20 protein-coding genes are annotated in these 23,073 nt (G+C 71.2%); 4 read left to right on the top strand and 16 right to left on the bottom strand.

The features are described 5' to 3' along the window. The first annotated feature begins 146 nt into the window (after positions 1 to 146). Together OG965_RS28355 and OG965_RS28350 are read left to right on the top strand one after the other, a co-directional pair. Positions 147 to 1,565: an endonuclease/exonuclease/phosphatase family protein gene (locus tag OG965_RS28355; RefSeq protein ID WP_371654882.1), complete on the top strand. Its 1,419-nt coding sequence runs from the start codon at positions 147 to 149 to the stop codon at positions 1,563 to 1,565. 58 nt (positions 1,566 to 1,623) lie between these two features. After that, on the top strand, positions 1,624 to 3,600 hold the full coding sequence (locus OG965_RS28350) for a phosphocholine-specific phospholipase C (RefSeq protein ID WP_371654881.1): 1,977 nt from the start codon (positions 1,624 to 1,626) through the stop codon (positions 3,598 to 3,600). A gap of 25 nt (positions 3,601 to 3,625) precedes the next feature. Here OG965_RS28350 and OG965_RS28345 read toward each other — a convergent pair whose 3' ends face one another. The 5 genes from OG965_RS28345 to OG965_RS28325 all read right to left on the bottom strand — a co-directional run bounded on the left by OG965_RS28345 (position 3,626) and on the right by OG965_RS28325 (position 10,488). Next, positions 3,626 to 5,740, bottom strand: coding sequence for a putative bifunctional diguanylate cyclase/phosphodiesterase (locus OG965_RS28345; protein WP_371654880.1), 2,115 nt, complete (start codon positions 5,738 to 5,740; stop codon positions 3,626 to 3,628). A 253-nt stretch (positions 5,741 to 5,993) separates the two neighbouring features. Further along, entirely contained in the window at positions 5,994 to 8,192 is a 2,199-nt protein-coding gene (ligA, locus tag OG965_RS28340) for an NAD-dependent DNA ligase LigA (protein WP_371654879.1), read from the bottom strand. 25 nt (positions 8,193 to 8,217) lie between these two features. Then, a complete protein-coding gene (locus OG965_RS28335) occupies positions 8,218 to 9,246 on the bottom strand; it encodes a methionine synthase (RefSeq protein ID WP_371654878.1) in 1,029 nt (342 codons plus the stop codon). Beyond that, positions 9,243 to 9,932, bottom strand: coding sequence for an SDR family oxidoreductase (locus tag OG965_RS28330; protein ID WP_371654877.1), 690 nt, complete (start codon positions 9,930 to 9,932; stop codon positions 9,243 to 9,245). The genes OG965_RS28335 and OG965_RS28330 overlap by 4 nt, the downstream gene beginning before the upstream one ends. 16 nt (positions 9,933 to 9,948) lie before the next feature. Beyond that, a complete protein-coding gene (locus OG965_RS28325) occupies positions 9,949 to 10,488 on the bottom strand; it encodes a TIGR00730 family Rossman fold protein (RefSeq protein WP_371654876.1) in 540 nt (179 codons plus the stop codon). Between the two features lie 104 nt (positions 10,489 to 10,592). Here OG965_RS28325 and OG965_RS28320 point away from each other — a divergent pair, with 104 nt between their 5' ends. Beyond that, the gene (locus OG965_RS28320) at positions 10,593 to 11,015 is read left to right on the top strand and encodes a DUF427 domain-containing protein (RefSeq protein WP_371654875.1); all 423 of its coding nucleotides are present in this window, start codon (positions 10,593 to 10,595) and stop codon (positions 11,013 to 11,015) included. Here the strand turns inward: OG965_RS28320 and mnmA are convergent. From mnmA to OG965_RS28300, 4 genes are all read right to left on the bottom strand, one after another. Next, complete coding sequence (gene mnmA, locus OG965_RS28315) at positions 11,012 to 12,136, bottom strand: tRNA 2-thiouridine(34) synthase MnmA (protein ID WP_371654874.1); 1,125 nt, start codon at positions 12,134 to 12,136, stop codon at positions 11,012 to 11,014. The genes OG965_RS28320 and mnmA overlap by 4 nt on opposite strands. A gap of 88 nt (positions 12,137 to 12,224) precedes the next feature. Next, the gene (locus tag OG965_RS28310; protein WP_371654873.1) at positions 12,225 to 13,394 is read right to left on the bottom strand and encodes a cysteine desulfurase family protein; all 1,170 of its coding nucleotides are present in this window, start codon (positions 13,392 to 13,394) and stop codon (positions 12,225 to 12,227) included. Positions 13,395 to 13,429: 35 nt separating this feature from the next. Then, positions 13,430 to 13,699, bottom strand: a complete 270-nt coding sequence (locus OG965_RS28305; RefSeq protein WP_266984073.1) for a DUF4190 domain-containing protein — start codon at positions 13,697 to 13,699, stop codon at positions 13,430 to 13,432. A 2-nt stretch (positions 13,700 to 13,701) separates the two neighbouring features. Next, positions 13,702 to 13,860, bottom strand: coding sequence for a hypothetical protein (locus OG965_RS28300; protein WP_329401865.1), 159 nt, complete (start codon positions 13,858 to 13,860; stop codon positions 13,702 to 13,704). Positions 13,861 to 13,994: 134 nt separating this feature from the next. Between OG965_RS28300 and OG965_RS28295 the strand changes: the two genes are divergently transcribed. Beyond that, complete coding sequence (locus OG965_RS28295; protein ID WP_371654872.1) at positions 13,995 to 14,642, top strand: TetR family transcriptional regulator; 648 nt, start codon at positions 13,995 to 13,997, stop codon at positions 14,640 to 14,642. A 31-nt stretch (positions 14,643 to 14,673) separates the two neighbouring features. On the opposite strand, the gene OG965_RS28290 is transcribed toward OG965_RS28295, so the two are convergent. The 7 genes from OG965_RS28290 to OG965_RS28260 all read right to left on the bottom strand — a co-directional run bounded on the left by OG965_RS28290 (position 14,674) and on the right by OG965_RS28260 (position 23,062). Beyond that, positions 14,674 to 15,519: a thioesterase family protein gene (locus tag OG965_RS28290; RefSeq protein ID WP_371654871.1), complete on the bottom strand. Its 846-nt coding sequence runs from the start codon at positions 15,517 to 15,519 to the stop codon at positions 14,674 to 14,676. An 82-nt stretch (positions 15,520 to 15,601) separates the two neighbouring features. After that, entirely contained in the window at positions 15,602 to 16,261 is a 660-nt protein-coding gene (locus OG965_RS28285) for a trimeric intracellular cation channel family protein (RefSeq protein WP_371654870.1), read from the bottom strand. 59 nt (positions 16,262 to 16,320) lie between these two features. Continuing rightward, positions 16,321 to 17,727, bottom strand: coding sequence for a M1 family metallopeptidase (locus OG965_RS28280; RefSeq protein WP_371654869.1), 1,407 nt, complete (start codon positions 17,725 to 17,727; stop codon positions 16,321 to 16,323). A gap of 96 nt (positions 17,728 to 17,823) precedes the next feature. Further along, on the bottom strand, positions 17,824 to 19,107 hold the full coding sequence (locus OG965_RS28275; RefSeq protein ID WP_371654868.1) for a dipeptide ABC transporter ATP-binding protein: 1,284 nt from the start codon (positions 19,105 to 19,107) through the stop codon (positions 17,824 to 17,826). Next, the gene (locus OG965_RS28270; RefSeq protein ID WP_371654867.1) at positions 19,104 to 20,198 is read right to left on the bottom strand and encodes an ABC transporter ATP-binding protein; all 1,095 of its coding nucleotides are present in this window, start codon (positions 20,196 to 20,198) and stop codon (positions 19,104 to 19,106) included. The genes OG965_RS28275 and OG965_RS28270 overlap by 4 nt, the downstream gene beginning before the upstream one ends. After that, the gene (locus OG965_RS28265) at positions 20,195 to 21,205 is read right to left on the bottom strand and encodes an ABC transporter permease (protein WP_371654866.1); all 1,011 of its coding nucleotides are present in this window, start codon (positions 21,203 to 21,205) and stop codon (positions 20,195 to 20,197) included. The genes OG965_RS28270 and OG965_RS28265 overlap by 4 nt, the downstream gene beginning before the upstream one ends. 99 nt (positions 21,206 to 21,304) lie before the next feature. Next, positions 21,305 to 23,062 (bottom strand): ABC transporter substrate-binding protein, encoded by a 1,758-nt coding sequence (locus tag OG965_RS28260; protein ID WP_371654865.1) that lies wholly within the window; start codon positions 23,060 to 23,062, stop codon positions 21,305 to 21,307. Positions 23,063 to 23,073 lie beyond the last annotated feature (11 nt).

Here is a 23,073-nt window from a genome sequence, read left to right as displayed (position 1 = left end):
GTCGCCGCCGCCACGCGCGCGTGCCCCGCCGACGCGTCCCCGGATCTGCGGCCGCCGGTCATGTCCCGTTCACGTCACGTGAGGGAAGTCCTGGCTGACTGGGCGAAGTTGTCCAGCCAACTCAGCCCGAGAGGACCAGACCCTCCGTGTCCCCCCTCAGAACGGCCGCGGCCCCCGCCGCCACCCTGACCCTCACCGCGCCCACCGCCCCCCGCGAGGGCGACCGGCTCGCCTTCCACTGGGCCACCGACGCGCCCGACCCGAAGAACTGGATCGGGATCTACGACGGCGACCGCCGCCCCGGCACCGGCTCCTCGCTGGTCTGGTCGTACGTCACGGCCGCCTCCGGTGACGTCACGCTCGACACCTCCGGCCTCGGCGAGGGCGTCTACACCGCGTACCTGCTGGCCAAGGACGGATACGGCGTCCTCGCCCGGACCCCGCCCATCACCGTCGCCGCCCGACCGCCCGTGGTCCGGCCGCACGCGGTCACCGACGCCTTCACGACCGGCGCGTACGGGCCGGGCGAGCGCGTCTCGGTGGCGCTGGCCCCGCTGTGGATCCGCCCGGCGGGCAACCCGTCCGGCACCCCGTCCTTCCGCCGGCTGTCCGGCGACGCCTGGCTGACCGTGGGCCCCGACGGAACGGTCACCGGCACCGCACCCGCCCGGCCCGGCGCGCACCCCGGCCGGATAGCGGTCGCGGTGAGGGACAGCGCGGGCGGCTCCGACACGGTCACCGTCCAGGTGCCGGTGCGCCGGCCCGGGGCCCGGCCGACACTGACGGTGGCGTCGCTGAACCTGTGGGACGCGGGGGCGCACACCGCCGACGCGCACGAGAAGCTGCTGCGGCTCGTCCTCGGGCAGCGGCTCGACGTGGTGGCGCTGCAGGAGTCCGCCGCCTCCTCGGCGAAGGCTCTCGCCGGCGCCCTCGGGTGGTACGCCCATGACACGGCGGCCGGGGTCGGGCTGCTCAGCCGCTTCCCGCTCGACGACGCCTCGGCGCCGCTCGCGGACGTCCCCACGGTGGCCGCCACCCTGCGGCTGCCCGGCGGCCGGGCGGTACGGGTGTGGGCCGCGCAGCTCGACGAGAGCGGGTACGGCCCGTACGCGCTGCGCGACGGGCGCTCCCCCGCCGAGGTCGAGGCGGCCGAGCGCAAGAGCGCGCGCTACCGGCAGGCCACGGCGCTGCTCGCCGCGATGAAGAAGGACCTGGCGTCCCGGCGGACCCCGCTCGTACTCGCCGCCGGACTCGCCTCGCCCTCGCACCTCGACCGGGGCGCCCGGGTCCGCTGGCCGGTCACCGTGGCGCTGGCCGCCGCCGGGCTGCGCGACGCCCACCGCGAGGCGCACCCCCGTCCGGCGCGCGAACCGGGGGCCACCTGGTCGCCGGTGCGCCCCGACGAGCCGCAGGACCGCATCGACCAGGTCCAGTACGCCGGGCCGCTCCAGGTCGAGGCCGCGCACACGCTCTGCACCGGCTGGCCCCGGCCGGTCCCGGACACCACCGCCAACGGCTGGCCGTCCGACCACGCCGCCCCCGCCGTCACCTTCACCCTCCACTGAGCCTCCGCCCGAGCTTTCACCTGAGCTTTCACCTGAGCTTTCGAAGGACATCGCTGACATGACTCCGCTGAGCCGCCGCGCCTTCGTGGGCGCGTCCGCCGCGACCGCCGCCGCCGCTGCCGTCGGCCTGCCCGAGACCGCCGCCGCCGTCACCGGGGCGCGCGCCGAGGGCAGTGTCGAGGACGTGAAGCACGTAGTGATCCTGATGCAGGAGAACCGCAGCTTCGACCACTACTTCGGCACCCTCTCCGGCGCCCGCGGCTTCGACGACCGCCAGGCGCTGACCCTCCCCGGCGGCGACTCCGTCTTCCGCCAGCCGAGCCCGGGCCGCGCCGACGGCTTCGTCCTGCCGTTCCGGATGGACACCACCAAGTACAACGCGCAGAACGCGGGCGGGCTGCCGCACGACTGGGGCACCGGCCACACCGCGATCAACGGCGGCGCGATGAACAAGTGGGTCGCCGCCAAGGGCGAGCGCACCATGGGCTACTTCACCCGCGAGGACATCCCCTACCAGTACGCCCTCGCCGACGCGTTCACGCTCTGCGACGGCTACTTCTGCTCGCAGGCCGGGCCCACCGACCCCAACCGGCTGTATCTGTGGTCGGGCACCTGCGGCCCCGGCAAGGACGGCACCACCGGCCCCTGGACGGACAACACCCCGGTCACCGACAACCCGGTCGCGGACTGGACGACGTACGCCGAGCGCCTGGAGACGGCCGGGGTGAGCTGGCGCGTCTACCACAACCCCAGCAAGGACGACCGGACCGGCGACTACGACGACAACGGGCTGTCGTACTTCAAGCAGTTCCACGCCTTCCCCAAGGACGACCCCCGGTACGTCAACGCGATGACGAAGTTCGACCTCACCGCGTTCGACCAGCACTGCAAGGACGGCACGCTGCCGACGGTGTCGTGGCTGGTGGCGCCGTACCTGTTCTGCGAACACCCGGCCGCGAGCCCCGACTACGGGGCGCACTGGGTGAACACCGCCCTCCAGTCGCTGTTCGCCAACCCCGAGGTGTGGAAGCACACGGTCTTCCTGCTGATGTACGACGAGAACGACGGCTACTTCGACCATGTGCCGCCGCCGTTCCCCGAGCCGGGCACGCCCGACGAGTTCGCCGGCGGGCGGCCCATCGGGCTCGGCAACCGGGTGCCGCTGTGGGCGATATCGCCCTGGTCGCGCGGCGGCTGGGTCAACTCCCAGGTGTTCGACCACACATCGGTCCTGCGCTTCCTTGAGGTCGTCACCGGGGTGCGGGAGCCCAACATCTCGGACTGGCGCCGGGCCGTCTGCGGCGATCTGACCAGCTGCTTCGACTTCAGCAAGCCGGACTACTCGATTCCGCGGCTGCCCGACACCACGGCCCTGATGGCGAAGGCGGACGCGGGCAACGCGCTGCCCGCGGTGAAGCTGCCCGGCAACGGCGCCCAGTCCATGGCCACCCAGGAGCCGGGCTCCCGTCCGCACCGCGCGCTGCCGTACCGCCCGTGGGCGGACGTCTCGGTGGACCGGGTCTCCGGCAAGGTCACCTGCACGCTCGCCAACCACGGGAGCGAGACCTTCCACTTCCTGGTCCTGCCGAACGTCCTCAAGCCGTTCACCGGTACGCCGTTCACGGTGGCCCCCGGGGCGCGCGCCACGTACGTCTGGGACACCGCCGAGACGGACGGCCGCTACGACTTCGCCGTGCACGGCGCCGACGGCTTCCTGCGGCGCTTCTCGGGCACGGTCGTCCGGGCGGGCCGCGAGGCGGGAGCGGCCGCGCCGTCGGCGACGGCGGTTCTGCGCGGCGCCCGGCCGGAGCGCGCCACGGTGGAGCTGCGGTTCGCCAACTCCGGTGACACGGCGACCGCGTTCACGGTCACGGCCGACGACGACGCGCGGGGCGCGCGCACGGTCTGGGTGGGCCCGCACGGCCACGGCTCGCTCAACTGGCGTGTCCTGGAAGGCCGCTACGACGTTACGGTGACGTCGGACGCGGGCACCCGGTTCGTCCAGCGGTACGCGGGCACGGTCCACTCGGGCTGAGCACCGCGAGGACGGGCGCGCCGGGTCACTGGACCGGCGTGCCCGACGGCTCCTCGGCCGCGGCCAGGTTGGCCGCCGCCTCCAGGTCGGCGGGGCGCTGCCAGCCGCGCGAGCCGCGGGCGAGCAGCCAGGCGGTGGCCTCGGCGGGCGGCATCGCGGCGGCGACCAGCCAGCCCTGGACGGCGTCGCACCCCAGGTCGCGCAGGCGCTCCCAGGTCTCGTCGTCCTCGACGCCCTCGGCGACGACGAGCAGGCCCAGGGAGTGGGCGAGGTCGAGGGTGCAGCGGACGATCTCGGCGTCCTCGTTGTCGACGGCGAGCCGGGCCACGAAGGAGCGGTCGATCTTGAGTTCGCTGACGGGGAGCCGGCGCAGATGCACCAGCGACGAGTACCCCGTGCCGAAGTCGTCCAGGGACATCTTCACGCCGTGGCTGGTCAGGCCCGCCAGGGTGTCGGCGGCCCGCTGCGGGTCCTCCAGGAGGACGTGCTCGGTTATCTCCAGCTGGAGGGAGCCCGCCGGGACCCCGTGCCGGGCCAGCCGGGCCGCCACCGCGCCCGCGAAGCCCGGGGTGTGGACGTCGCGCGGCGACACGTTCACCGCGACCGGGACGTTCAGCCCCTGCGCCCGCCACCGGGCGACCTGGGCGAGCGCGGTCTCCAGGACGTACTCGGTCAGGTGCGGCATCAGCCCCGAGGACTCCGCGATGGCGATGAACTCGTCGGGAGGGACCCGGCCGCGCTCCGGGTGCACCCAGCGCACCAGCGCCTCAAGCCCGGCCACCTGGCCGTCGAAGCGGACCTTCGGCTGGTAGTGGAGCTCCACGTCGCCCGCGTCGAGCGCGCGCCGCAGATCGCCCAACAGGCCCAGCCGGTCGGGGGTGTTGGAGTCGCGCTTCGACTCGTACACCTCCACGCCCGTGCGGTCCCGCTTGGCCTGGTACATCGCCACGTCCGCCCGGCGCAGCAGCCCCTCCGCGTCCAGCGCGTGGTCGGGGTAGACCGAGACGCCCGCGCTGGCCTCCAGAACCAGGGTGAGCCCGTCGAGGTCGAGCGGCGAGGAGAGCTCGGCGACCAGGCCGCGGGCTATCCGCATGGTGCTGGTCGCGGAGTCCGCCACGGGCAGCAGCACGGCGAACTCGTCGCCGCCGAGCCGGGCCGCCTCGGCGCCGCGCGGCAGGGCGAGCCGCAGCCGTTCGGCGATCTGGAGGAGCAGCCGGTCTCCGGCGAGGTGTCCGAGGGTGTCGTTGACCGAGCGGAACCGGTCCATGTCGATCAGGACTAGAGCGGCCCGGTTGCCGGGGCCCTCGGCCTCTTCCAGGGCCGCCCAGGTGCGCTCCAGGAGCCACTGGCGGTTGGGCAGTCCGGTGAGCGGGTCGCGCAGTTGCTCCTCGGCGCGGGCGCGGGCGATCCACAGAGTGGAGTCGAGGGCGATCAGCGGGACCGCGAAGAGCGGCAGCAGGACCGGCAGGGCCATCGCGACCACGCAGATCAGCGGGGCGATGCCGAGCAGGGCGACCGCGACGAGGCCCTGCCGCAGCAGGGCCGTCCGGGCGACCGTGGGCAGTCCGCCGCCGCGCGGCGCCAGCGCGTACCAGAGCAGTATCCGGGTGACCACCAGATACGTTCCGGCGGCCAGGACCACCACCGGCGCAGAGGAGACCGTCCAGTCGGTGGGCCACCAGGGTGAGCGGACGCTGGGGTGGTGGCCGAACACGGCGAGCACCAGCGCGGCCGCGCCGATGCCGAGGACGTCGACCGCGCCGTGCAGCACGCCCTGGCGCCAGCGGTGGCGGCGGGCCGCGCCGACGAGCACCACCACCGCCATGGAGACGAGCCCGGCCGGCACCCAGCCGTACAGGAGCAGCACGGCGAGTGTGAGGGCGGCGCCGGAACCGGTGCCGCCCCACCAGCGGTCGCGCCCGAGCGCGACCAGATGGCCCACGATGATCCCGGTGAGGACGGCCAGCGCCCAGCCCGTGGTGGAGCCGGGGAAGAGGGCGTCGCCCGTGTCGAGGGCCCGGTAGAACCCCACGGCCAGGGCGAGGGCGGCGGTCCCGAGGACTCCTGCGGTCAGCCTGGAGGAGAATCCCGCGAACCCGCGCAGCCGTGTGGCCGGGGCGGCGCTCTCGGTCGGTTTCATTCCCGTCCCTCTCACAGCCGGCGGTGCCGATGCCACGCGATGGCCCCTAAGTCATGCCACCACGACCGGGAACTCCCCCAAGCTCCCCGTTTCAGCCGTGCACGACTGGCGCTCATCACAACAGTAGGCCGCGGAGGGCTCTGACGGGCAGCGGTCTACAGCTCTTGCCCGAATGCCACCTGGCCACCACGGCCCGTCTGCTATGCGCTGAACGGGTGACCGAACGCCGTCCGAGAGGAGCCCTCCACTCCTGTTATTCCCCTTCTTCCGCGCTCGGCACAGCTGCTTCGCGAGCCGCTTCGGGACCCTGTTCCAGCAGGACAGCGAACCCGTCCTCGTCGAGAACCGGAACCTTCAGCTGCATCGCCTTGTCGTACTTCGAACCAGGGCTGTCCCCCACGACGACGAACGACGTCTTCTTGGAAACGGAACCGGTGACCTTGGCTCCACGGCTCTGGAGCGCTTCTTTCGCGCCATCTCTGGTGTGGTCGACCAGAGTTCCGGTCACCACGACCGTCAGCCCCTCCAGCGGACGCGGGCCCTCGTCCTCGCCGGAGCCCTCCTCCTCCATACGGACGCCCGCGGCCTTCCACTTGCGGAGGATCTCGCGGTGCCACTCCTCCTCGAACCACTGCTTGAGCGAGGCCGCGATGGTCGGGCCGACGCCCTCGACCGCGGCGAGCTCCTCCTCGGTGGCCTGTTCGATGCGCTCGACCGAGCGGAACTCGCGCGCCAGCGCCTCGGCGGCGACCGGGCCGACATGACGGATCGACAGACCGGTGAGGATCCGGGCCAGCGGGCGCTCCTTGGCGGCCGCGATGTTCTCCAGCATCGAGACCGCGTTCTTGCGCGGCTCGCCGTTCATGTTGGCGAAGACCAGGGCGACCTTCTCCTCGCCGGTCCTGGGGTCGCGCTTGGGCAGCCCGCTGTCCTGGTCCAGGACGTACGCCTTGATGGGCAGCAGCCGGTCCATGGTCAGGTCGAACAGGTCGCCCTCGTCGAGCAGCGGCGGCTCGGACGGCTCCAGCGGCTTGGTGAGGGCCGCGGCGGCGACATAGCCGAAGTTCTCGATGTCCAGGCACTTGCGGCCCGCCAGATAGAACAGCCGCTCGCGCAACTGGGCGGGGCACGACTGCGCGTTGGGGCAGCGCAGATCGATGTCGCCCTCCTTCATGGGCCGCAGCCCGGTGCCGCACTCGGGGCACTCGGCGGGCATCACGAACTCCCGCTCGGTGCCGTCCCGCAGGTCCGCGACGGGGCCCAGGATCTCCGGGATGACGTCACCGGCCTTGCGCAGCACCACCGTGTCCCCGATGAGGACGCCCTTGGCCTTGACCACGTCCTGGTTGTGCAGGGTGGCGAACTCGACCTCGGAGCCCGCCACCGTCACCGGCTCAACCTGCGCGTACGGCGTGACGCGGCCGGTGCGGCCGACGCCGACGCGGATGTTGACCAGCTTGGTGTTGACCTCCTCCGGCGCGTACTTCCAGGCGATCGCCCAGCGCGGGGCGCGCGCGGTGGAGCCCAGGCGGCCCTGGAGGGGGATCTCGTCGAGCTTGACGACGACGCCGTCGATCTCGTGCTCCACCGAGTGGCGGTTCTCTCCGAAGTACGCGATGAACTGCCGCACTTCGTCCAGGGAGCCGACCACCTTGTTGTGCTGGGCGGTGGGCAGGCCCCACTCGCTCAGCAGCTCGTACGCGTGCGACAGGCAGTCGATGGTGAAGCCGTCGCGCGCGCCGATGCCGTGCACCACCATGTGGAGCGGGCGGGTGGCGGTGACCTTGGGGTCCTTCTGGCGCAGCGAACCGGCCGCCGCGTTGCGGGGGTTGGCGAAGGGCTTGTCGCCCGCCTCCACCAGGCGCGCGTTCAGCCCCTCGAACGCCTCCATCGGGAAGTAGACCTCGCCCCGGATCTCGACCAGGTCGGGGACGCGGTCGCCCTTGAGGCGGTCGGGGATGTCCGCGATCGTACGGACGTTGGGCGTGATGTCCTCGCCGGTGCGGCCGTCGCCGCGGGTGGCGGCGCGGGTCAGCCGCCCGTGCTCGTACGTCAGGTTGACCGCGAGGCCGTCGACCTTCAGCTCGCACAGGTAGTGGTACGAGGCGGTGCCGACGTCCTTGGCGACGCGCTCGGCCCAGGCGCCCAGCTCCTCGTCGTCGAAGGCGTTGTCCAGGGACAGCATCCGCTCGCGGTGCTCCACCGAGGCGAAGTCCGTCTCGTACGCCCCCGCGACCTTCTGGGTCGGGGAGTCCGGGGTGCGCAGCTCCGGATACTCCTCCTCCAGGGCCTCCAGGCCGCGCAGCAGCTTGTCGAACTCGCCGTCGCTGACGACCGGCTGGTCCTTCACGTAGTACCGGAAGCGGTGCTCCTCGACCTGCTCGGCGAGGAGCGCGTGCTTCTCCCGTGCGTCCGCGGGCACCACGTCGTTCTGTTCGCCAGCCACTGTCATGTCCTCCCGTTTCCCGTCTTCCCCGTCACTCAGGGTTGTCCGCGAGCGATCTCGCCGCCCGGACGCAGTGGGCGAGAGCCGCGCGGGCATACGCCGGCGAGGCGCCCGCGAGTCCGCACGACGGGGTGACCACCACGGACTCGGCGAGAGTCCCCGGATGCAGCCCCAACCTGCGCCACAACGTCCTGACACCCATGACGCTACCGGCAGGGTCTGACAATGGGCCGTCGGTGCCGCCGACCACTCCGGCGAACAGCCGGGTGCCGCTCTCCACCGCCTCACCGATCACCTCGTCGTCACGCTCGGTGAGCAGGGAGAAGTCGAACGAGACGGCGGCTGCGCCGGCCCGGCGCAGCAGGGCGAACGGCACGTCGGGCGCGCAGGAGTGGACGACGACGGGGCCGTCGTGCACCGCGACGACGTCCCGCAGGGCCGACTCGACGACCTGCCGGTCGACCGCCCGGTGGGTGCGGTAGCCGCTGGCGGTCCTGATCTGCCCGCGCAGCACGGCGGTCAGGGACGGCTCGTCGAGCTGGAGCAGGATCCGCGCGCCCGGCACCCGGCGCCGCACGTCCGCCAGGTGGGCGCGCAGGCCCTCGGCGAGCGACCCGGCCAGGTCGCGGGAGGCGCCCGGGTCACCGAGCGCGGCCTCGCCGCCGCGCAGCTCAAGCGCGGCGGCGAGCGTCCACGGCCCGACCGCCTGGACCTTGAGCGGACCCTCGTACCCCTGGGTGAACTCCTCCAGGGCGTCCAGGTCCTCGCCCAGCCAGGAGTGGGCCCGCCGGGTGTCGCGGCCCGGCCGGTCGCCGAGCCGCCAGCCGCTGGGCTCCACGCGCGCGTACATCTCGACGAGCAGCCCGGCGGTGCGCCCGACCATGTCGGCGCCGGGGCCGCGCGCGGGCAGTTCGGGCAGGAACGGGAAGTCGCCGGCCGATCCGTCGGCGCCGATGAGGGACCCGGTGACGGTCCTGGCGGCCTCGCGCGCGTCGCCGCCAGGCATGGAGCCGACGCCGGTGGCCGAGCCCCAGGGGAAGTCGCTGACGGCTTCGCTCATCGGCCCGGCCGCACCGTCAGGTCGTTGACCTCGGCGTCGCGCGGCAGGTCGATCGCCATGACGATCGTGGTCGCCACCGACTCGGGGTCGATGAAGTTCGCCGGGACGTACTCCTTGCCCTCCTGCGAGTGCACCTTGGCCTGCATGGGGCTGGCGGTGCGCCCCGGGTAGACGGAGGTGACGCGCACCCCGCCCGCGTGCTCCTCGTGGCGCAGCGAGTCCGCCAGCGCCTTCAGGCCGTGCTTGGAGGCGGCGTACGCGCCCCACTCGGCGTGCGCGTTGAGCCCGGCGCCGGAGTTCACGAACAGGACGTGGCCGCGGGCCGCACGCAGCTGGGGCAGGAAGAGGCGGGTGAGCTCGGCGGGCGAGATCAGGTTCGCGTTGAGCTGCTGGTGCCAGGTCTTGGGGCGGAGCTCGCCGACAGGGCCGAGGTCGACGACGCCCGCGATGTGCAGGAGGGAGTCGAGGTGGTCCGGCATCGGCTGCATGCCGAGCGACTTGGAGATGCGGTCCGGGTCGGCGAGGTCCGCGACGAGCGTGCGGGCGCCGGGGAAGCGCCCCGCGAGTTCCTTGGCGCGCCCGGCGTCGCGCGCGAGCAGCAGGAGTTCGTCGCCGCGCTCGTGCAGCCGCCGCGCCACCGCCGCGCCGATGCCGGAGCCTGCCCCAGTGATCAGGTGTGTAGCCATACCCGACATGCTCGCACTACTGGATGCCGGCAGACTCCTCCAGGTAGGCGAGGGCGGCGACCGCGTCCTCCGCGAAGAAGACCAGGTCAGTGAGGGGCAGCGGCAGGAAGCCCTCGTTGTCCATGCGGCGGAACTGCTCCTTGAGGCCGTCGTAGAACCCCGCGGTGTTCAGCAGCACCACCGGCTTGGTGTGCTTGCCGTGCTTCTTCAGCTCCAGGATCTCGGTGGCCTCGTCGAGGGTGCCGGTGCCGCCGACCATGATGACCACGGCGTCGGCCCGGTCCAGGAGCAGCGCCTTGCGCTCCGCGAGGTCCTTGGCGATGACCATCTCGTCGGCGTTGGCGCGGGCCTTGGCCGCGAGGAAGTCGACGGAGACACCGACGAGGCGTCCGCCCGCCTCCTGCACGCCGTCCGCGACGACCTTCATCAGACCGCTCTCCGAGCCGCCCCACACGAGGGTGTGGCCGCCCTTGCCGAGCAGCTCGGCGAACTCGCGGGCGGGGACGGTGTAGCGGTCGTCGAGGTCGGCGGCGGAGAGGAAGACGCAGATGTTCATGGCTCAACCGTACGCCGGGACACCTCCGCCACTCGAACGGGTGAACAGTGTCCCGAACGGCGAATCGGGGGAACAACCGGCGGGCGACGGGCCGTTGAGCGGGCATGACTACGACGATTCACACGATTCTCGCCGAGCCGACGAACGCGGCCACTCCCCCGCCGGGCCCGCCTCCGCCCTACGACCCGGATCACCTCGTCACGGCCGAGGCCGCCGGGGAGGGCGCGCTGCGCGTCCGCGTGATGTGGGGCGGGCAGGTGCTCGCCGACAGCACCCGCTCGCTGCTGGTGCGCGAGGACGGCCTGCCGGTCCGCTATTACCTGCCGCCCGAGGACGTCCGGCTGGACCTGCTGAGCCCGTCGGACACCCGAACCACGTGCCCGTACAAGGGAGTCGCCTCGTACTGGTCGCTGCCGGACGCGCCGGACATAGCCTGGTCCTACCACGAGCCGCTGGCGGCCGTGACGTTGATAAAGGACCACCTGTGCTTCATAGGCACGGAGGCCGGCGCCCCTACTGCGGACTAGGCCAGCGCTTCGGTACGTCGCGTGGTGGTCGCGATCGTCGCCGACCCCACCACGCGCGTGCCGTCGTAGAGCACGATCGCCTGGCCGGGCGCGATGCCGCGCACCGGCTCGGCGAAGCTCACCACCAGCTCGCCGCCCACCGGCTCCGCCGTCACCGCCGTCTCGCCGCCGTGGGCGCGCAGCTGGGCGGTGTACGTGCCGGGGCCGGCCGGGGCGTCGCCGCACCAGCGGGGCTTGATCGCGGTCAGGCCGGTGACGTCCAGGGCCTCGACGGGGCCGACGGTGACCGTGTTGTTCACCGGGGAGATGTCCAGGACGTAGCGGGGCTTGCCGTCGGCGGCCGGGTGGCCGATGCGCAGACCCTTGCGCTGGCCGATGGTGAAGCCGTAGGCGCCCTCGTGGGAGCCGACCTTCGTGCCGGACTCGTCGACGATGTCGCCCTCGGCCTTGCCGAGCCGGTTGGCGAGGAAGCCCTGGGTGTCGCCGTCGGCGATGAAGCAGATGTCGTGGCTGTCCGGCTTCTTGGCGACGGCCAGACCCCGGCGCTCGGCCTCGGCCCGGATCTCGTCCTTGGTGGTGAGCGTGTCGCCGAGCGGGAACATCGCGTGGGCGAGCTGCTTCTCGTCGAGGACGCCGAGGACGTAGGACTGGTCCTTGGCCATGTCGCTGGCGCGGTGCAGCTCGCGGCTGCCGTCCTCGTTGAGGACGACGGTGGCGTAGTGGCCGGTGCAGACGGCGTCGAAGCCCAGGGCGAGGGCCTTGTCGAGCAGCGCGGCGAACTTGATCTTCTCGTTGCAGCGCAGGCACGGGTTGGGAGTGCGGCCCGCCTCGTACTCGGCGACGAAGTCCTCGACGACGTCCTCGCGGAAGCGTTCCGCGAGGTCCCAGACGTAGAAGGGAATGCCGATGACATCGGCTGCGCGGCGGGCGTCGCGGGAGTCCTCGATGGTGCAGCAGCCCCGCGCGCCGGTGCGGAAGGACTGCGGGTTCGCGGACAGGGCGAGGTGGACGCCGGTGACGTCGTGGCCGGCCTCGGCGGCGCGGGCGGCGGCGACGGCCGAGTCGACGCCACCGGACATGGCGGCGAGCACGCGGAGGGGGCGCGGGGGTGTCTTCGTCATAGCACCCATAAGGGTACGTGCCGTGAGGGGCGGGCGGCTCGCGAGTATCCCGGGCGAGGGGTGCGGGCGGCGCCGCACCCCGCCGGGATCAGCTCAGCCCCGCCGTCCTCGCCCGCTCCACCGCCGGGCCGATCGCGGTCGCCACCGCCTGGACGTCGGCTTCCGTGGAGGTGTGGCCGAGGGAGAAGCGGAGGGTGCCCCGGGCCAGGTCGGGCGGGGTGCCGGTGGCGAGCAGGACGTGGCTGGGCTGGGCCACACCCGCCGTGCAGGCGGAGCCGGTGGAGCACTCGATGCCCTGGGCGTCCAGGAGCAGCAGCAGCGAGTCACCCTCGCAGCCGGGGAAGGTGAAGTGCGCGTTCGCCGGGAGGCGGCCGCCCGGGGCCGGGTCGCCGCCCAGGATCGCCTCCGGGACCGCCTTGCGGACCACGTCGACCAGCTGGTCGCGCAGGCCCCCGACCTCGCGGGCGAAGTCGGCGCGGCGCTCGGCGGCCAGCCGGCCCGCCACCGCGAAGGCGGCGATCGCCGGGACGTCCAGCGTGCCGGAGCGGACGTGGCGCTCCTGGCCGCCGCCGTGCAGCACGGGCACGGGGGTGTACTCACGGCCGAGCAGCAGCGCCCCGATGCCGTACGGGCCGCCGATCTTGTGGCCCGAGACCGTCATCGCGGCCAGGCCCGATGCGGCGAAGTCGACGTCGAGCTGGCCCACGGCCTGGACCGCGTCGGCGTGCATCGGGACGTCGAACTCCCGTGCCACGGCGGCGAGTTCCGCCACCGGCAGGACCGTGCCGATCTCGTTGTTGGCCCACATGACGGTGACCAGGGCCACGTCGGAGGGGTCGCGCGCGATCGCCTCGCGCAGGGCTTCCGGGTGCACCCGCCCGTACCGGTCGACGGGCAGGTACTCGACCGTCGCGCCCTCGTGTTCGGCGAGCCAGTGGACCGCGTCGAGCACGGCGTGGTGCTCGACGGGGCTGGCCAGGACCCGGACCCGGCGCGGGTCGGCGTCGCGGCGGGCCCAGTACAGGCCCTTGACGGCGAGGTTGTCGGCCTCGGTGCCGCCGGCCGTGAAGACGACCTCGCTGGGGCGCGCGCCGAGCGCCTCGGCGAGCTCTTCGCGGGCCTCCTCGGCACTGCGGCGGGCCCGGCGTCCGGCGGCATGCAGAGAGGACGCGTTGCCGGTGGCGGTGAGCTGGGCGGTCATCGCCTGGACCGCCTCGGGGAGCATCGGGGTGGTCGCGGCGTGGTCGAGGTAAGCCATGGTGGGCCCGATTCTACGAGCCACCGGGACCGGCCTCAGGCGCCGAGCCCCCAGGAGACGGTTCCGTCGGCCATGACCAGGCCCGCGAGCACCGCCAGGTCGGCGATACCGAGGGCGAGTCCGAGCCAGGCGCGGCCGCGCCGGGTGGTGCGGTACCGCAGGGCGAGCCCGGCGAGCACGATGGCCATCGGGCCGAGCACGACGTTCATGACCAGCAGGCCGAGCAGGCCGAGGACGAAGGCGGCGACAGCCATGCCGTCGGCGTCCTTGTCGCGGACACGGCGGCGGTTCAGGACGAGTTCCATGGTCAGGCCCTCCGGTGCGAGGAGATGCGTTCACGTACGGCGAAGACGATCAGCCAGAGCCCGATGGCGCCGGCGACGGCCAGGGTGACCGGGAGCGGAAGGTGCGCCGCTGAGCCCAGCACGACCCCCAGCAGGAGGAGGGCTGCGACGAGGAAAAGCATGGGGTGCCTCTCTGGCTCGTTTCGGATCAGGCTTCGGATCAGGTTTCAGATCAAGTCGTTTTCGGAGTACGACTGTTCACTGACTACCTAGTCTAGCCTTCCCAAATTCAGCGAACAGCTGTTTACTGAGTGGTATGAGCCACACTCTCGGGATCCGGCAGGCCCAGAAGCAGAAGACGCGCCAGGCCCTCCTGGACGCGGCACTCGGGCTGTTGGAGCACCAGAGCCTCAGCAGCCTGGGACTTCGTGAGGTCACCCGGGCCGTGGGGGTCGCCCCCGCCGCGTTCTACCGGCACTTCAAGGACACCGCCGACCTCGGGGTGGCGCTGGTGGAGGGGGCGCTCGGGAGTCTGCACGAGACGATCCGGGCGGCGATCGTGACGACCGGCGGGAGCGACGAGCGCATCGACCGGGCCGTGGATCTGATCGCCTCTCATGTACGGGCGCACCCGGCGCACGTCCGCTTCATCGCACGGGAGCGGCACGGCGGGGTGGCGCCGGTGCGCGAGGCCATAGGCGTCCAGCTGCGGCGGTTCGCCGACGAGGTGGCCGAGGCACTGGGCGCGGACCCCGAGTCGCAGGGGTGGAGCGCGGCGGATCTGCGGATGCTGGCCGGGGTCTACGTCGACCACATGGTGATGACGGCCTCGGCGATCCTGGAGGCGGGCGCGGGCGCGGAGGGCGACGAAGAGGCGGCACGGCGCGCCGAGGAGGCCGTGCTGGCCACCGCGCGGCGGCAGTTGAGGCTGGTCACGCTGGGCCGCCGCCACTGGCTGGACTGAGGGCGGCGGCCCGGCGGAGGGATACGTACGGCTACGGCGTGCGCAGGGCGCGGGCGAGCTGGCGGGACTGGGCGACCAGGCGGTCGGCGCTGTCCCAGACCTCGGCGTCCTCCTCCAGGAAGCCGCCGGCCAGGTTGCGGGTGGTGATGGAGACCCGCAGCGGGCCGGGCGCCGGGCGGCAGCGGATGTGCACGGTCAGCTCGACCGTGGGGGTCCAGCCCGTCAGACCCATCTCGAACGCGGTCGGCGGGAGCGCGTCGACGGCCAGGAGCAGCGAGTACGGGTCGGCGTCGCGGCCGTCGGCCAGGCCGAACCAGCCGCGCATCTCGCCCTTGCCGGAGGGGGCGCCGACCGCCCAGCCGAGGGTGGTCGGGTCGAGCTTCAGCATCAGCCGCTCGGTGATGGCCGAGCTGCCCGGGATCGGGGCGGGGCCGTCGGCCGGGCCGAGGCAGTGCTCGATCGGCGGGATCGCGGGCGGCTTGGCGGTGGTGCGCACATCGTCCGGGAGTGCGTCCAGGTCGCCGTACGAGGCGAGGACGCGGATGCGTTCGACCTCGGCGCCGTTCTCGTCGTACTGGAAGAGCGAGGCCTGGCCGGTGGAGAGCGTACGGCCGGTGCGGACGCGCTGGGTGCGGACGACGGCCGGGCCGGGGGCCGAGGGGGTGAGGTAGTGGGCCGTCACGCTGAACGGGTCGGCGTGCGGGAGGGCGCGGCCGAGCGTGCGGCCGAGGAGGGCGAGGAGATATCCGCCGTTCACGGCGTGGATGATCGTCCACCCCGCCGAGAGGTGGGCGTCGTAGACGCCGTCTTCGTCTTCGCGCGGGGTGACGGCGGTGTCGCGGTCGAACTCGCTGTCCCCGATCGTTGCCTGTGCCATGCGGCAAAGGTACACGGGTACGTTACTGAGCGGTAGCTTTTTTTTGCCCCCCGCCCCGCACCCCGCCACGGGGCTTCGCCCCCTACCCCTCCTCCGCCGCCGCGCTCCTCCGGTTCCACGCCCTCGGTGCGCGCCAGTGGTAGCGCATGGCCGCCAGCCGCAGCAGGAACGCGGTGACGATGGCGAAGCCGCTCGTGACCGCGTTCAGGGTCTCGAAGCGGATGCAGAGGGCCACGATCGCGGCGCCCACGATCGCCGGGACCGCGTACAGGTCGCGGTCCCAGCGGAGCAGGGACGGGACCTCGTTGGCCAGCACGTCGCGCAGGACGCCGCCGCCGACCGCCGTGGCGAGGCCGAGGGCCGCGGACGAGGTGAGGCCGAGCCCGTAGTCGTACGCCTTCGTCGTGCCCGTGACGCAGAACAGGCCGAGGCCCGCCGCGTCGAAGACGTTGACCGCGTTCTGGGTGCGCTCGACCTCCGGGTGGAGGAAGAAGACCAGGACGGCGGCGAGCAGCGGAGTGATGAAGTACCCGAGATCGCTGAACGCGGCGGGCGGCACCGCGCCGATGATCAGATCCCGGAACAGCCCTCCGCCCAGCGCGGTGACCTCGGCCAGGACCGCGATGCCGAACACGTCGAAGTTCTTGCGTACGGCGAGCAGCGCGCCGGAGATCGCGAAGACGAAGATTCCGACGAGGTCGAGCGCATGCTGGACGGAGGGGGTGAACAGTTCATGGAGCACCCGACATTTTTACCCCGATACGTGTTTCCCGCTCGAACGTGTCGGGTATTCGGGCTCTCCTACCAGGTGGGCTTGCCGGTCGAGTAGATCCACGTCTGGAAGAGGTCGTCCAGCTGCTGCCCGGAGACCTTCTCGGCGAGCTTGATGAAGTCGGACGTGTTCGCGTTGCCGTACCGGTGCAGCTTCGTCCACGCGGGCAGCAGCTTGAAGAACGCCCCGTCGCCGATGCGCTCGCGCAGCGCCTGGAGCGTCAGCGCGCCGCGCCGGTAGACGGCGTTGGCGAACATGGTGTCGCGCTGCGGGTCCGCGACCTTCGTCTGCCAGAACGCGTCCCCGGCCGGGACCCGGTCGTAGTAGGCGCGGGCCAGGTCGTGCGCGGTCCCCCGCCCCTTGTGCTCCTCCCACAGCCACTGCGAGTAGCTCGCGAAGCCCTCGTTGAGCCAGATGTCCTTCCATTGCGCCACCGAGACCGAGTCGCCGAACCACTGGTGGGCGAGCTCGTGGACGATCGTGGTCTCGTTGCGCACCGCCGAGTACGCGGGCTTGGACTGCACTTCGAGCGAGAAGCCCGCCTGGGGCATGTCGTCGACAATCGCGCCCGTCTCCTCGAACGGGTACGGGCCGAAGACCTTGGACCAGTAGTCGGTGGCCTCGGCGGTGACCGCGTAGACGTCGACCTGGTTCTGCCCCTTGAGCACCGGGTCGACGGCCACGTAGATCGGCGTCCCGGCCGGGGTCTTCCCGGTCCTCACGTCGAACTTGCCGATGGTCGCCGTGGCCAGGTACGTCGCCATCGGCCTGTTCTCGCGCCAGTGGGAGTACGAGCGGTCGCCCCGGTCGTACGAGGAGACCAGACGGCCGTTGGAGACGCCGGTCAGGCCCTTGGGGGCGTCGATGCGGATGTCGTAGGTGGCCTTGTCGGCGGGGTGGTCGCTGGAGGGGAACCAGGTGGAGGCGGCGTTCGGCTCGCAGGCCACGAAGACGCCGTCCTTGGTCTTCATCCAGCCGTAGTCGGAGCCGAAGACGATGGGCCCGTTGAGCGCGACGGGCACTCCGCCGTAGCCGACGGTGACCTCGAACTCCTGGCCCTTTCGCAGTTTGTGACGGGGCGTCACCACTATCTCGTCGCCGTTGCGGGTGAAGTCGGCAGGTCTGCCGTTCACCCGTATCGCGTCGACGGTGAGCTTCTGGAGGTCGAGGTCGAAGCTGGTGAGGGTCTGGGTGGCGCGGGCGGTGATCGTCGTACGCCCGTCGAGCCGCCCGGAGTCCGGGTGGTAGCTGACGCCGAGGTCGTAGTGGAGGGCGTCGAAGCCGCCGTTGCCGAGGTCGGGGAAGTAGGGGTCGCCGATGCCGGCGGCGCCGGGCGAGCCGCCGCCGGGTGCGGCGGCGATGGTGAAGGCCGAGGCCGCCGCGGTGGCGAGGGCGAGCAGCCGTGAGGTACGGCGTGCCGAACGGGAGAGTGCCATGGGTCTGCCCTTCGAACGCGTTTCCGTGCGTACGGACAGGCAGACTCTGCACTCTCCCGTTTCGGCGTGAACATGACTTTGCCGAACCGTCATGCGTTACTTGTCGGTTGACTCCTGAACGGTGGAGTCCGGTCCGGTTGCGGCTTCCGGCTCGGCCTCGTCGGCGTCCGGCGTTTCCGCGTCGGCGGGCGTCTCGGTGACCTCGATGACCTCGATGACCTCGGGGGCCGTCTCCTCGGGGGCCGTCTCCTCCGCCGCGGGCTCGCCCTTCACGATCGACACCACCTCCACCGACTCCCGCGCCTCGGGCAGCACCGCCTCGCCCGGGACCTGGTCCGGCGCGTTCTCCGGGTGGTGACAGGCCACCTGGTGGCCGGTCTTCAGGGCGATCAGCGGCGGTTCCTGCGTCTTGCAGATCTCCGTCGCCTTCCAGCACCGGGTGTGGAAGCGGCAGCCGCTCGGCGGCGAGATGGGCGACGGCACATCGCCCTTGAGCAGGATCCGCTCGCTCTTGACGCCCTTGCGCTTGGGGTCCGGCACCGGCACGGCCGAAAGGAGAGCCTTGGTGTACGGGTGCATGGGCGCCGAGTACAGCGACTTGCGGTCGGCGAGCTCCACGATCTTGCCGAGGTACATCACCGCGATCCGGTCCGAGACGTGCCGGATGACCGACAGGTCGTGGGCGATGATCACGTACGTGAGGCCCAGCTCGCTCTGGAGGTCGTCGAGGAGGTTGACCACCTGCGCCTGGATCGACACGTCGAGCGCCGAGACCGGCTCGTCCGCCACGACCAGCTTCGGGTTGAGCGCGAGCGCACGGGCGATGCCGATGCGCTGGCGCTGGCCGCCGGAGAACTCGTGCGGATAGCGGTTGTAGTGCTCGGGGTTGAGGCCCACCAGCTCCATCAGCCGCTGGACCTCCTTCTTCACCCCGCCCTCGGGCGTGACGCCCTGGAGCCGGAAGGGGGTGGAGACGATCCCGCCGATGGTGTGGCGCGGGTTCAGCGAGCCGTACGGGTCCTGGAAGATCATCTGCATGTCGCGGCGGAGCGGACGCATCCGCCCGGCCGACATGTGCGTGATGTCGTGGCCCTCGAACTCGACCTTGCCGCCCGTCGGTTCGAGCAGCCGGGTGACCAGCCGGCCCATCGTCGACTTGCCGCAGCCCGACTCGCCCACCACGCCGAGGGTCTCACCCGCCCGGACGTCGAAGGAGATGCCGTCGACCGCCTTGACCGCGCCGGTCTGCCGCCCGAACAGGCCCTTCTTGATGGGGAAGTGCTTGACGAGCCCCTCCACCTTGAGAAGCGGCTCGGGCGAGGCGGCCGACTGCTCCGGGATCGCCTTCTCGGTGCCCTGTGTGGGCTTCTTGTCGCTCACAGCTTCGGCGCAATCTCTTCGGTCCAGATACGGGCCCGCTCCTCCTGCGACATGTGGCAGGCCGAGAAGTGCCCCTCGGTGTCGTCCCACTGCTTGAGCTCGGGACGCACGGTGCGCGTGACGTTGTCCTTGGGGAGGTCCGCGTACGGGCAGCGCGGGTTGAAGGCGCAGCCGGACGGCACGTTGATCAGCGACGGCGGCTGGCCCTTGACCGGGATCAGCCGGTCCGTCTCCTCGCGGTCGATGCGCGGCATGGACCCCAGCAGACCCCAGGTGTAGGGGTGCTGGGGCTCGTAGAAGACCTTCTCGGCCGGGCCGCGCTCGATGCACCGGCCGCCGTACATCACCAGGAGGTCGTCCGCCATCTCGGCGACCACGCCCAGATCGTGCGTGATCATGATGACGGCGGAGCCGAACTCCTTCTGCAGATCGCGGATCAGGTCCAGGATCTGCGCCTGGACGGTGACGTCCAGGGCGGTGGTCGGCTCGTCCGCGATCAGCAGCTCCGGGTTGTTGACCAGCGCCATCGCGATCATCGCGCGCTGGCGCATACCGCCGGAGAACTCGTGCGGATAGGAGTCCACCCGCTTGCCCGGCTCGGGGATGCCGACCCGGTCGAGCATCTCGATCGCCCGCGTGCGGGCGACCTTCTTGCTGACCGGGTTGTGGACCCGGTAGGCCTCCACGATCTGCGCGCCGACCGAGTAGTACGGGTGCATCGCGGAGAGCGGGTCCTGGAAGATCATGGCCATCTTCCGGCCGCGCAGCCGCCGTACGTGCTCGGGGTCGGCGCCGATCAGCTCCTCGCCGTCCAGCCACACCTCGCCGGAGATCTTGGCGTTGGTGCTGCGGTGCAGCCCCATCAGGCCGAGCGAGGTGACGGACTTGCCCGAGCCGGACTCGCCCACGATGCCGAGGGTCCTGCCGGGCTTGATGTCGAAGCTGACCCCGTCGACGGACTTGACCAGGCCGTCGTCGGTGTCGAAGTGGATGCGCAGGTCCCGTACGGAGAGGAAGGCCTCCCCGGCGTCGGCGGGGCGCTCGGCCACCGGCTCGCCGACGGCCGCGCCGGTCTTGTTCAGGTCGCTCACGAGAGCCTCACCCTGGGGTCGATCGCGGCGTACACCAGGTCCACCAGCAGATTGCAGAGAACGATGAAGAAGGCGGCGACCAGGGTCACGCCCATGACGACCGGGAGGTCGTTGGTCCGGACGCCGTCGACCGCGTAGAAGCCGAGGCCCTGGAAGGAGAAGACCTGCTCGGTGATGACCGCGCCGCCGACCAGCAGACCGAAGTCCATGCCGAAGATGGTGACGATCGGGGTGAGCGCGGCGCGCAGGCCGTGCTTGCCGATGACGGTCCGCTCCCGCAGGCCCTTGGCGCGGGCGGTGCGGATGTAGTCCTCGCCCATGGTCTCCAGCATTCCGGCCCGGGTGAGCCGGGCGTAGAGCGCGGAGTAGAGGAAGGCGAGGCTGCACCAGGGGATCAGCAGGTTCCATGCCCAGTCGGCCGGGTTGTCCGTGAACGCCACATAGTTCACGCCCGACCAGATGGGCCATTGGACGGTGAAGATCCCCAGGAAGAGCATGCCCGTGAAGAAGATCGGGAGGGAGACGCCGGCGAGGGCGACACCCATGAAGAAGCGGTCCAGGAAGGATCCCCGCTTGAGGGCGGAGACGACACCGACCGCCACACCGGAGACCAGCCAGATGACGGCCGCACCGATGGCGAGCGAGAAGGTGACCGGGATGCGCTGGGTCAGCTGCGGCCAGACCTCGACGTGGTTCTTGAACGAGTAGCCGAAGCAGGGGGCGTTGCAGACCGAGGCGTCGGGGCCGAACTTGTAGGTCGCGCCGACGAAGATCTGCTTGATGAAGTGCCAGTACTGGGTGTAGAGCGGTTGATCGAACCCGAGGTTCTTCTTCACCGCGGCAATCGCACCGGCATTGGCGTCCTTGCCCACGTACTGGGCGGCCAACTGGTCCATCGTCTGGCCTGCCAGCCGGGGCACCAGGAAGTAAATCGCGAAGGTGACCGCGCTGACGATCAGCAGCAGGACCACCGCGCCGAAAGCGCGTCGGATGATGTACGCAGCCACAGCTGTCCGGCAACCGGTGCCCGCCAGGCCGGGGGTTTCCCGACCCGGCGGGCACCGGAGCCTTCACCTGCCTTTCAAAGAACTCGGGGGCTCAGCCGCTTACTTGGAGGAACCCATCAGCAGGTAGTCGTACATACCGAGGTACGCCTGGGTGACCGTGACGTTCGTCGCGGACGTCGGGCGGAACAGCAGGTTCTTGCGGTAGATCAGCGGCACGGCGGAGGCGTTCTCGGCGACCATCTTGTCGATGTCGCCCCAGGCCTTCTCACGGGCGGTCTTGTCCGTGTTGGCGATGGCGTCGTTCAGCGCCTTGTTGATCGCCGGGTCGTTCAGCTCCTGGACGTTGTTGCCACCGGACGGCTTGATGGCCGAGCCGTTGATGATCTGGTCCAGGAAGCCGAAGCCGGTCGGCCAGTCGGCACCCCACGCGGTCATGATCATGCCGAGCTTGTGGTCGTGCACGTACTGCGGGTTGCCGGCGAAGTTCTGGAAGTACTTGCCCGCGGGGAAGGACTTGATCTCAGCGTTGATGTTGATCTTCTTCAGCGACGCCTGGACCGCGGTGGCCATGGCCATCTCGGACGGGCGGTCGGAGCGGGCCGTCAGGTTCGTCGAGAAGCCGTTCGGCTGGTTGCACTGCTTGAGCTCTTCCTTGGCCTTGGCCTCGTCGCCCTTGTCGCCCGGAGTCTCGTACTGGTTGAACTTGGCGTAGCCGTTGACCGACGGCGGCAGCAGCGTCGAGGCGACGTCACCCTTGGGCGCGCCACCAGCGGCGGCCTGGATCGACGCCTTGTCGATGCCCCACTGGACGGCCTTGCGGCAGTGCACGTTGTCGAAGGGGGCGACGTTCAGGTTCAGACCGATGTACGAGGTGGCGCCGGCGTACGAACCGTCCGTCTGCGACTTGTACTTCGGGCTGGTGAGGACCTTCGGCTGGGTCTGCGGGGAGACACCGGTGCCGGCCGCGTCGGCGGTCAGGTTGTCGGCGAGCAGGTCGTTGTCGACCGTGACCGCGTTGACCTTGAACCGGATGCTGATCTTGTCCGGCAGGGCCGGGCGGACCGGGTCGGTCTTCTGGTCCCACTGCGGGTTGCGGACGAGGGTCGCGCCCTTGCCCTCCTCGTACGACTCGAACTTGTACGGGCCGGAGGAGACGATGTGCTGGACGTAGGTCGCACCCTTGTCCTTCGCCGCCGGCACGGGGGCCGTCTGCGAGAACGTCGCCAGGTAGTCGAAGTCCGCGAAGGCGTCCTTCAGCTTGAAGACGATGGTGTTGTCGTCCGGCGTCTCGATCGACGCGATGCCCTTGGGGTCCTTGTTCTTGTACGGACCCTCGTACTTGTCACCGTCGATCAGGTGCGACTTGAAGTACGTCGGGCCGTTGGACAGGGCCTCGGGGGCGAAGTTCGACCGCTCGACGGCGTACTTGACGTCCTTCGAGGTGATCGGCGTGCCGTCCTCGAACTTCAGGCCCTTGCGCAGGGTGTACGTCCAGGTCTTCGCGTCCGCGCTGGGCTTGCCGAGCGACTCCGCGAGGTCCGGGACCACGGTCAGGCCGTCCTTGCCGGCGGCCGGCTTGAACGTGGTGAGCGTACGGCCGTACAGGCGGGAGAAGTTCTGCACCCAGCCGTAGTACGTGTTGCCCGGGTCCAGGGAGTCCGGGACGTCCGACATCGCGTAGGTGGCGGTGCCACCCTTCTTGTCGGACTTGTTCACGATCTGGCTGAGCCCGGCGTCAGTGACGGACTTGCCGCCCTTGGCACCACCGTCGTCGTCCTTGGAGTCGTTGCACGCGGTGGCCCCCAGTGTCAGCGCCACGGCGGTAGCGATCAGAACGGTCGCTTTTCTCGTCTTCACCTGAGGAATGC

This window comes from Streptomyces sp. NBC_00224 (assembly GCF_041435195.1).
In the GTDB taxonomy this organism is placed as follows: Bacteria; Actinomycetota; Actinomycetes; order Streptomycetales; family Streptomycetaceae; genus Streptomyces.
Note: the sequence above shows the minus strand (reverse complement) of the source record. Positions and strands in the feature narration are given on the sequence as shown.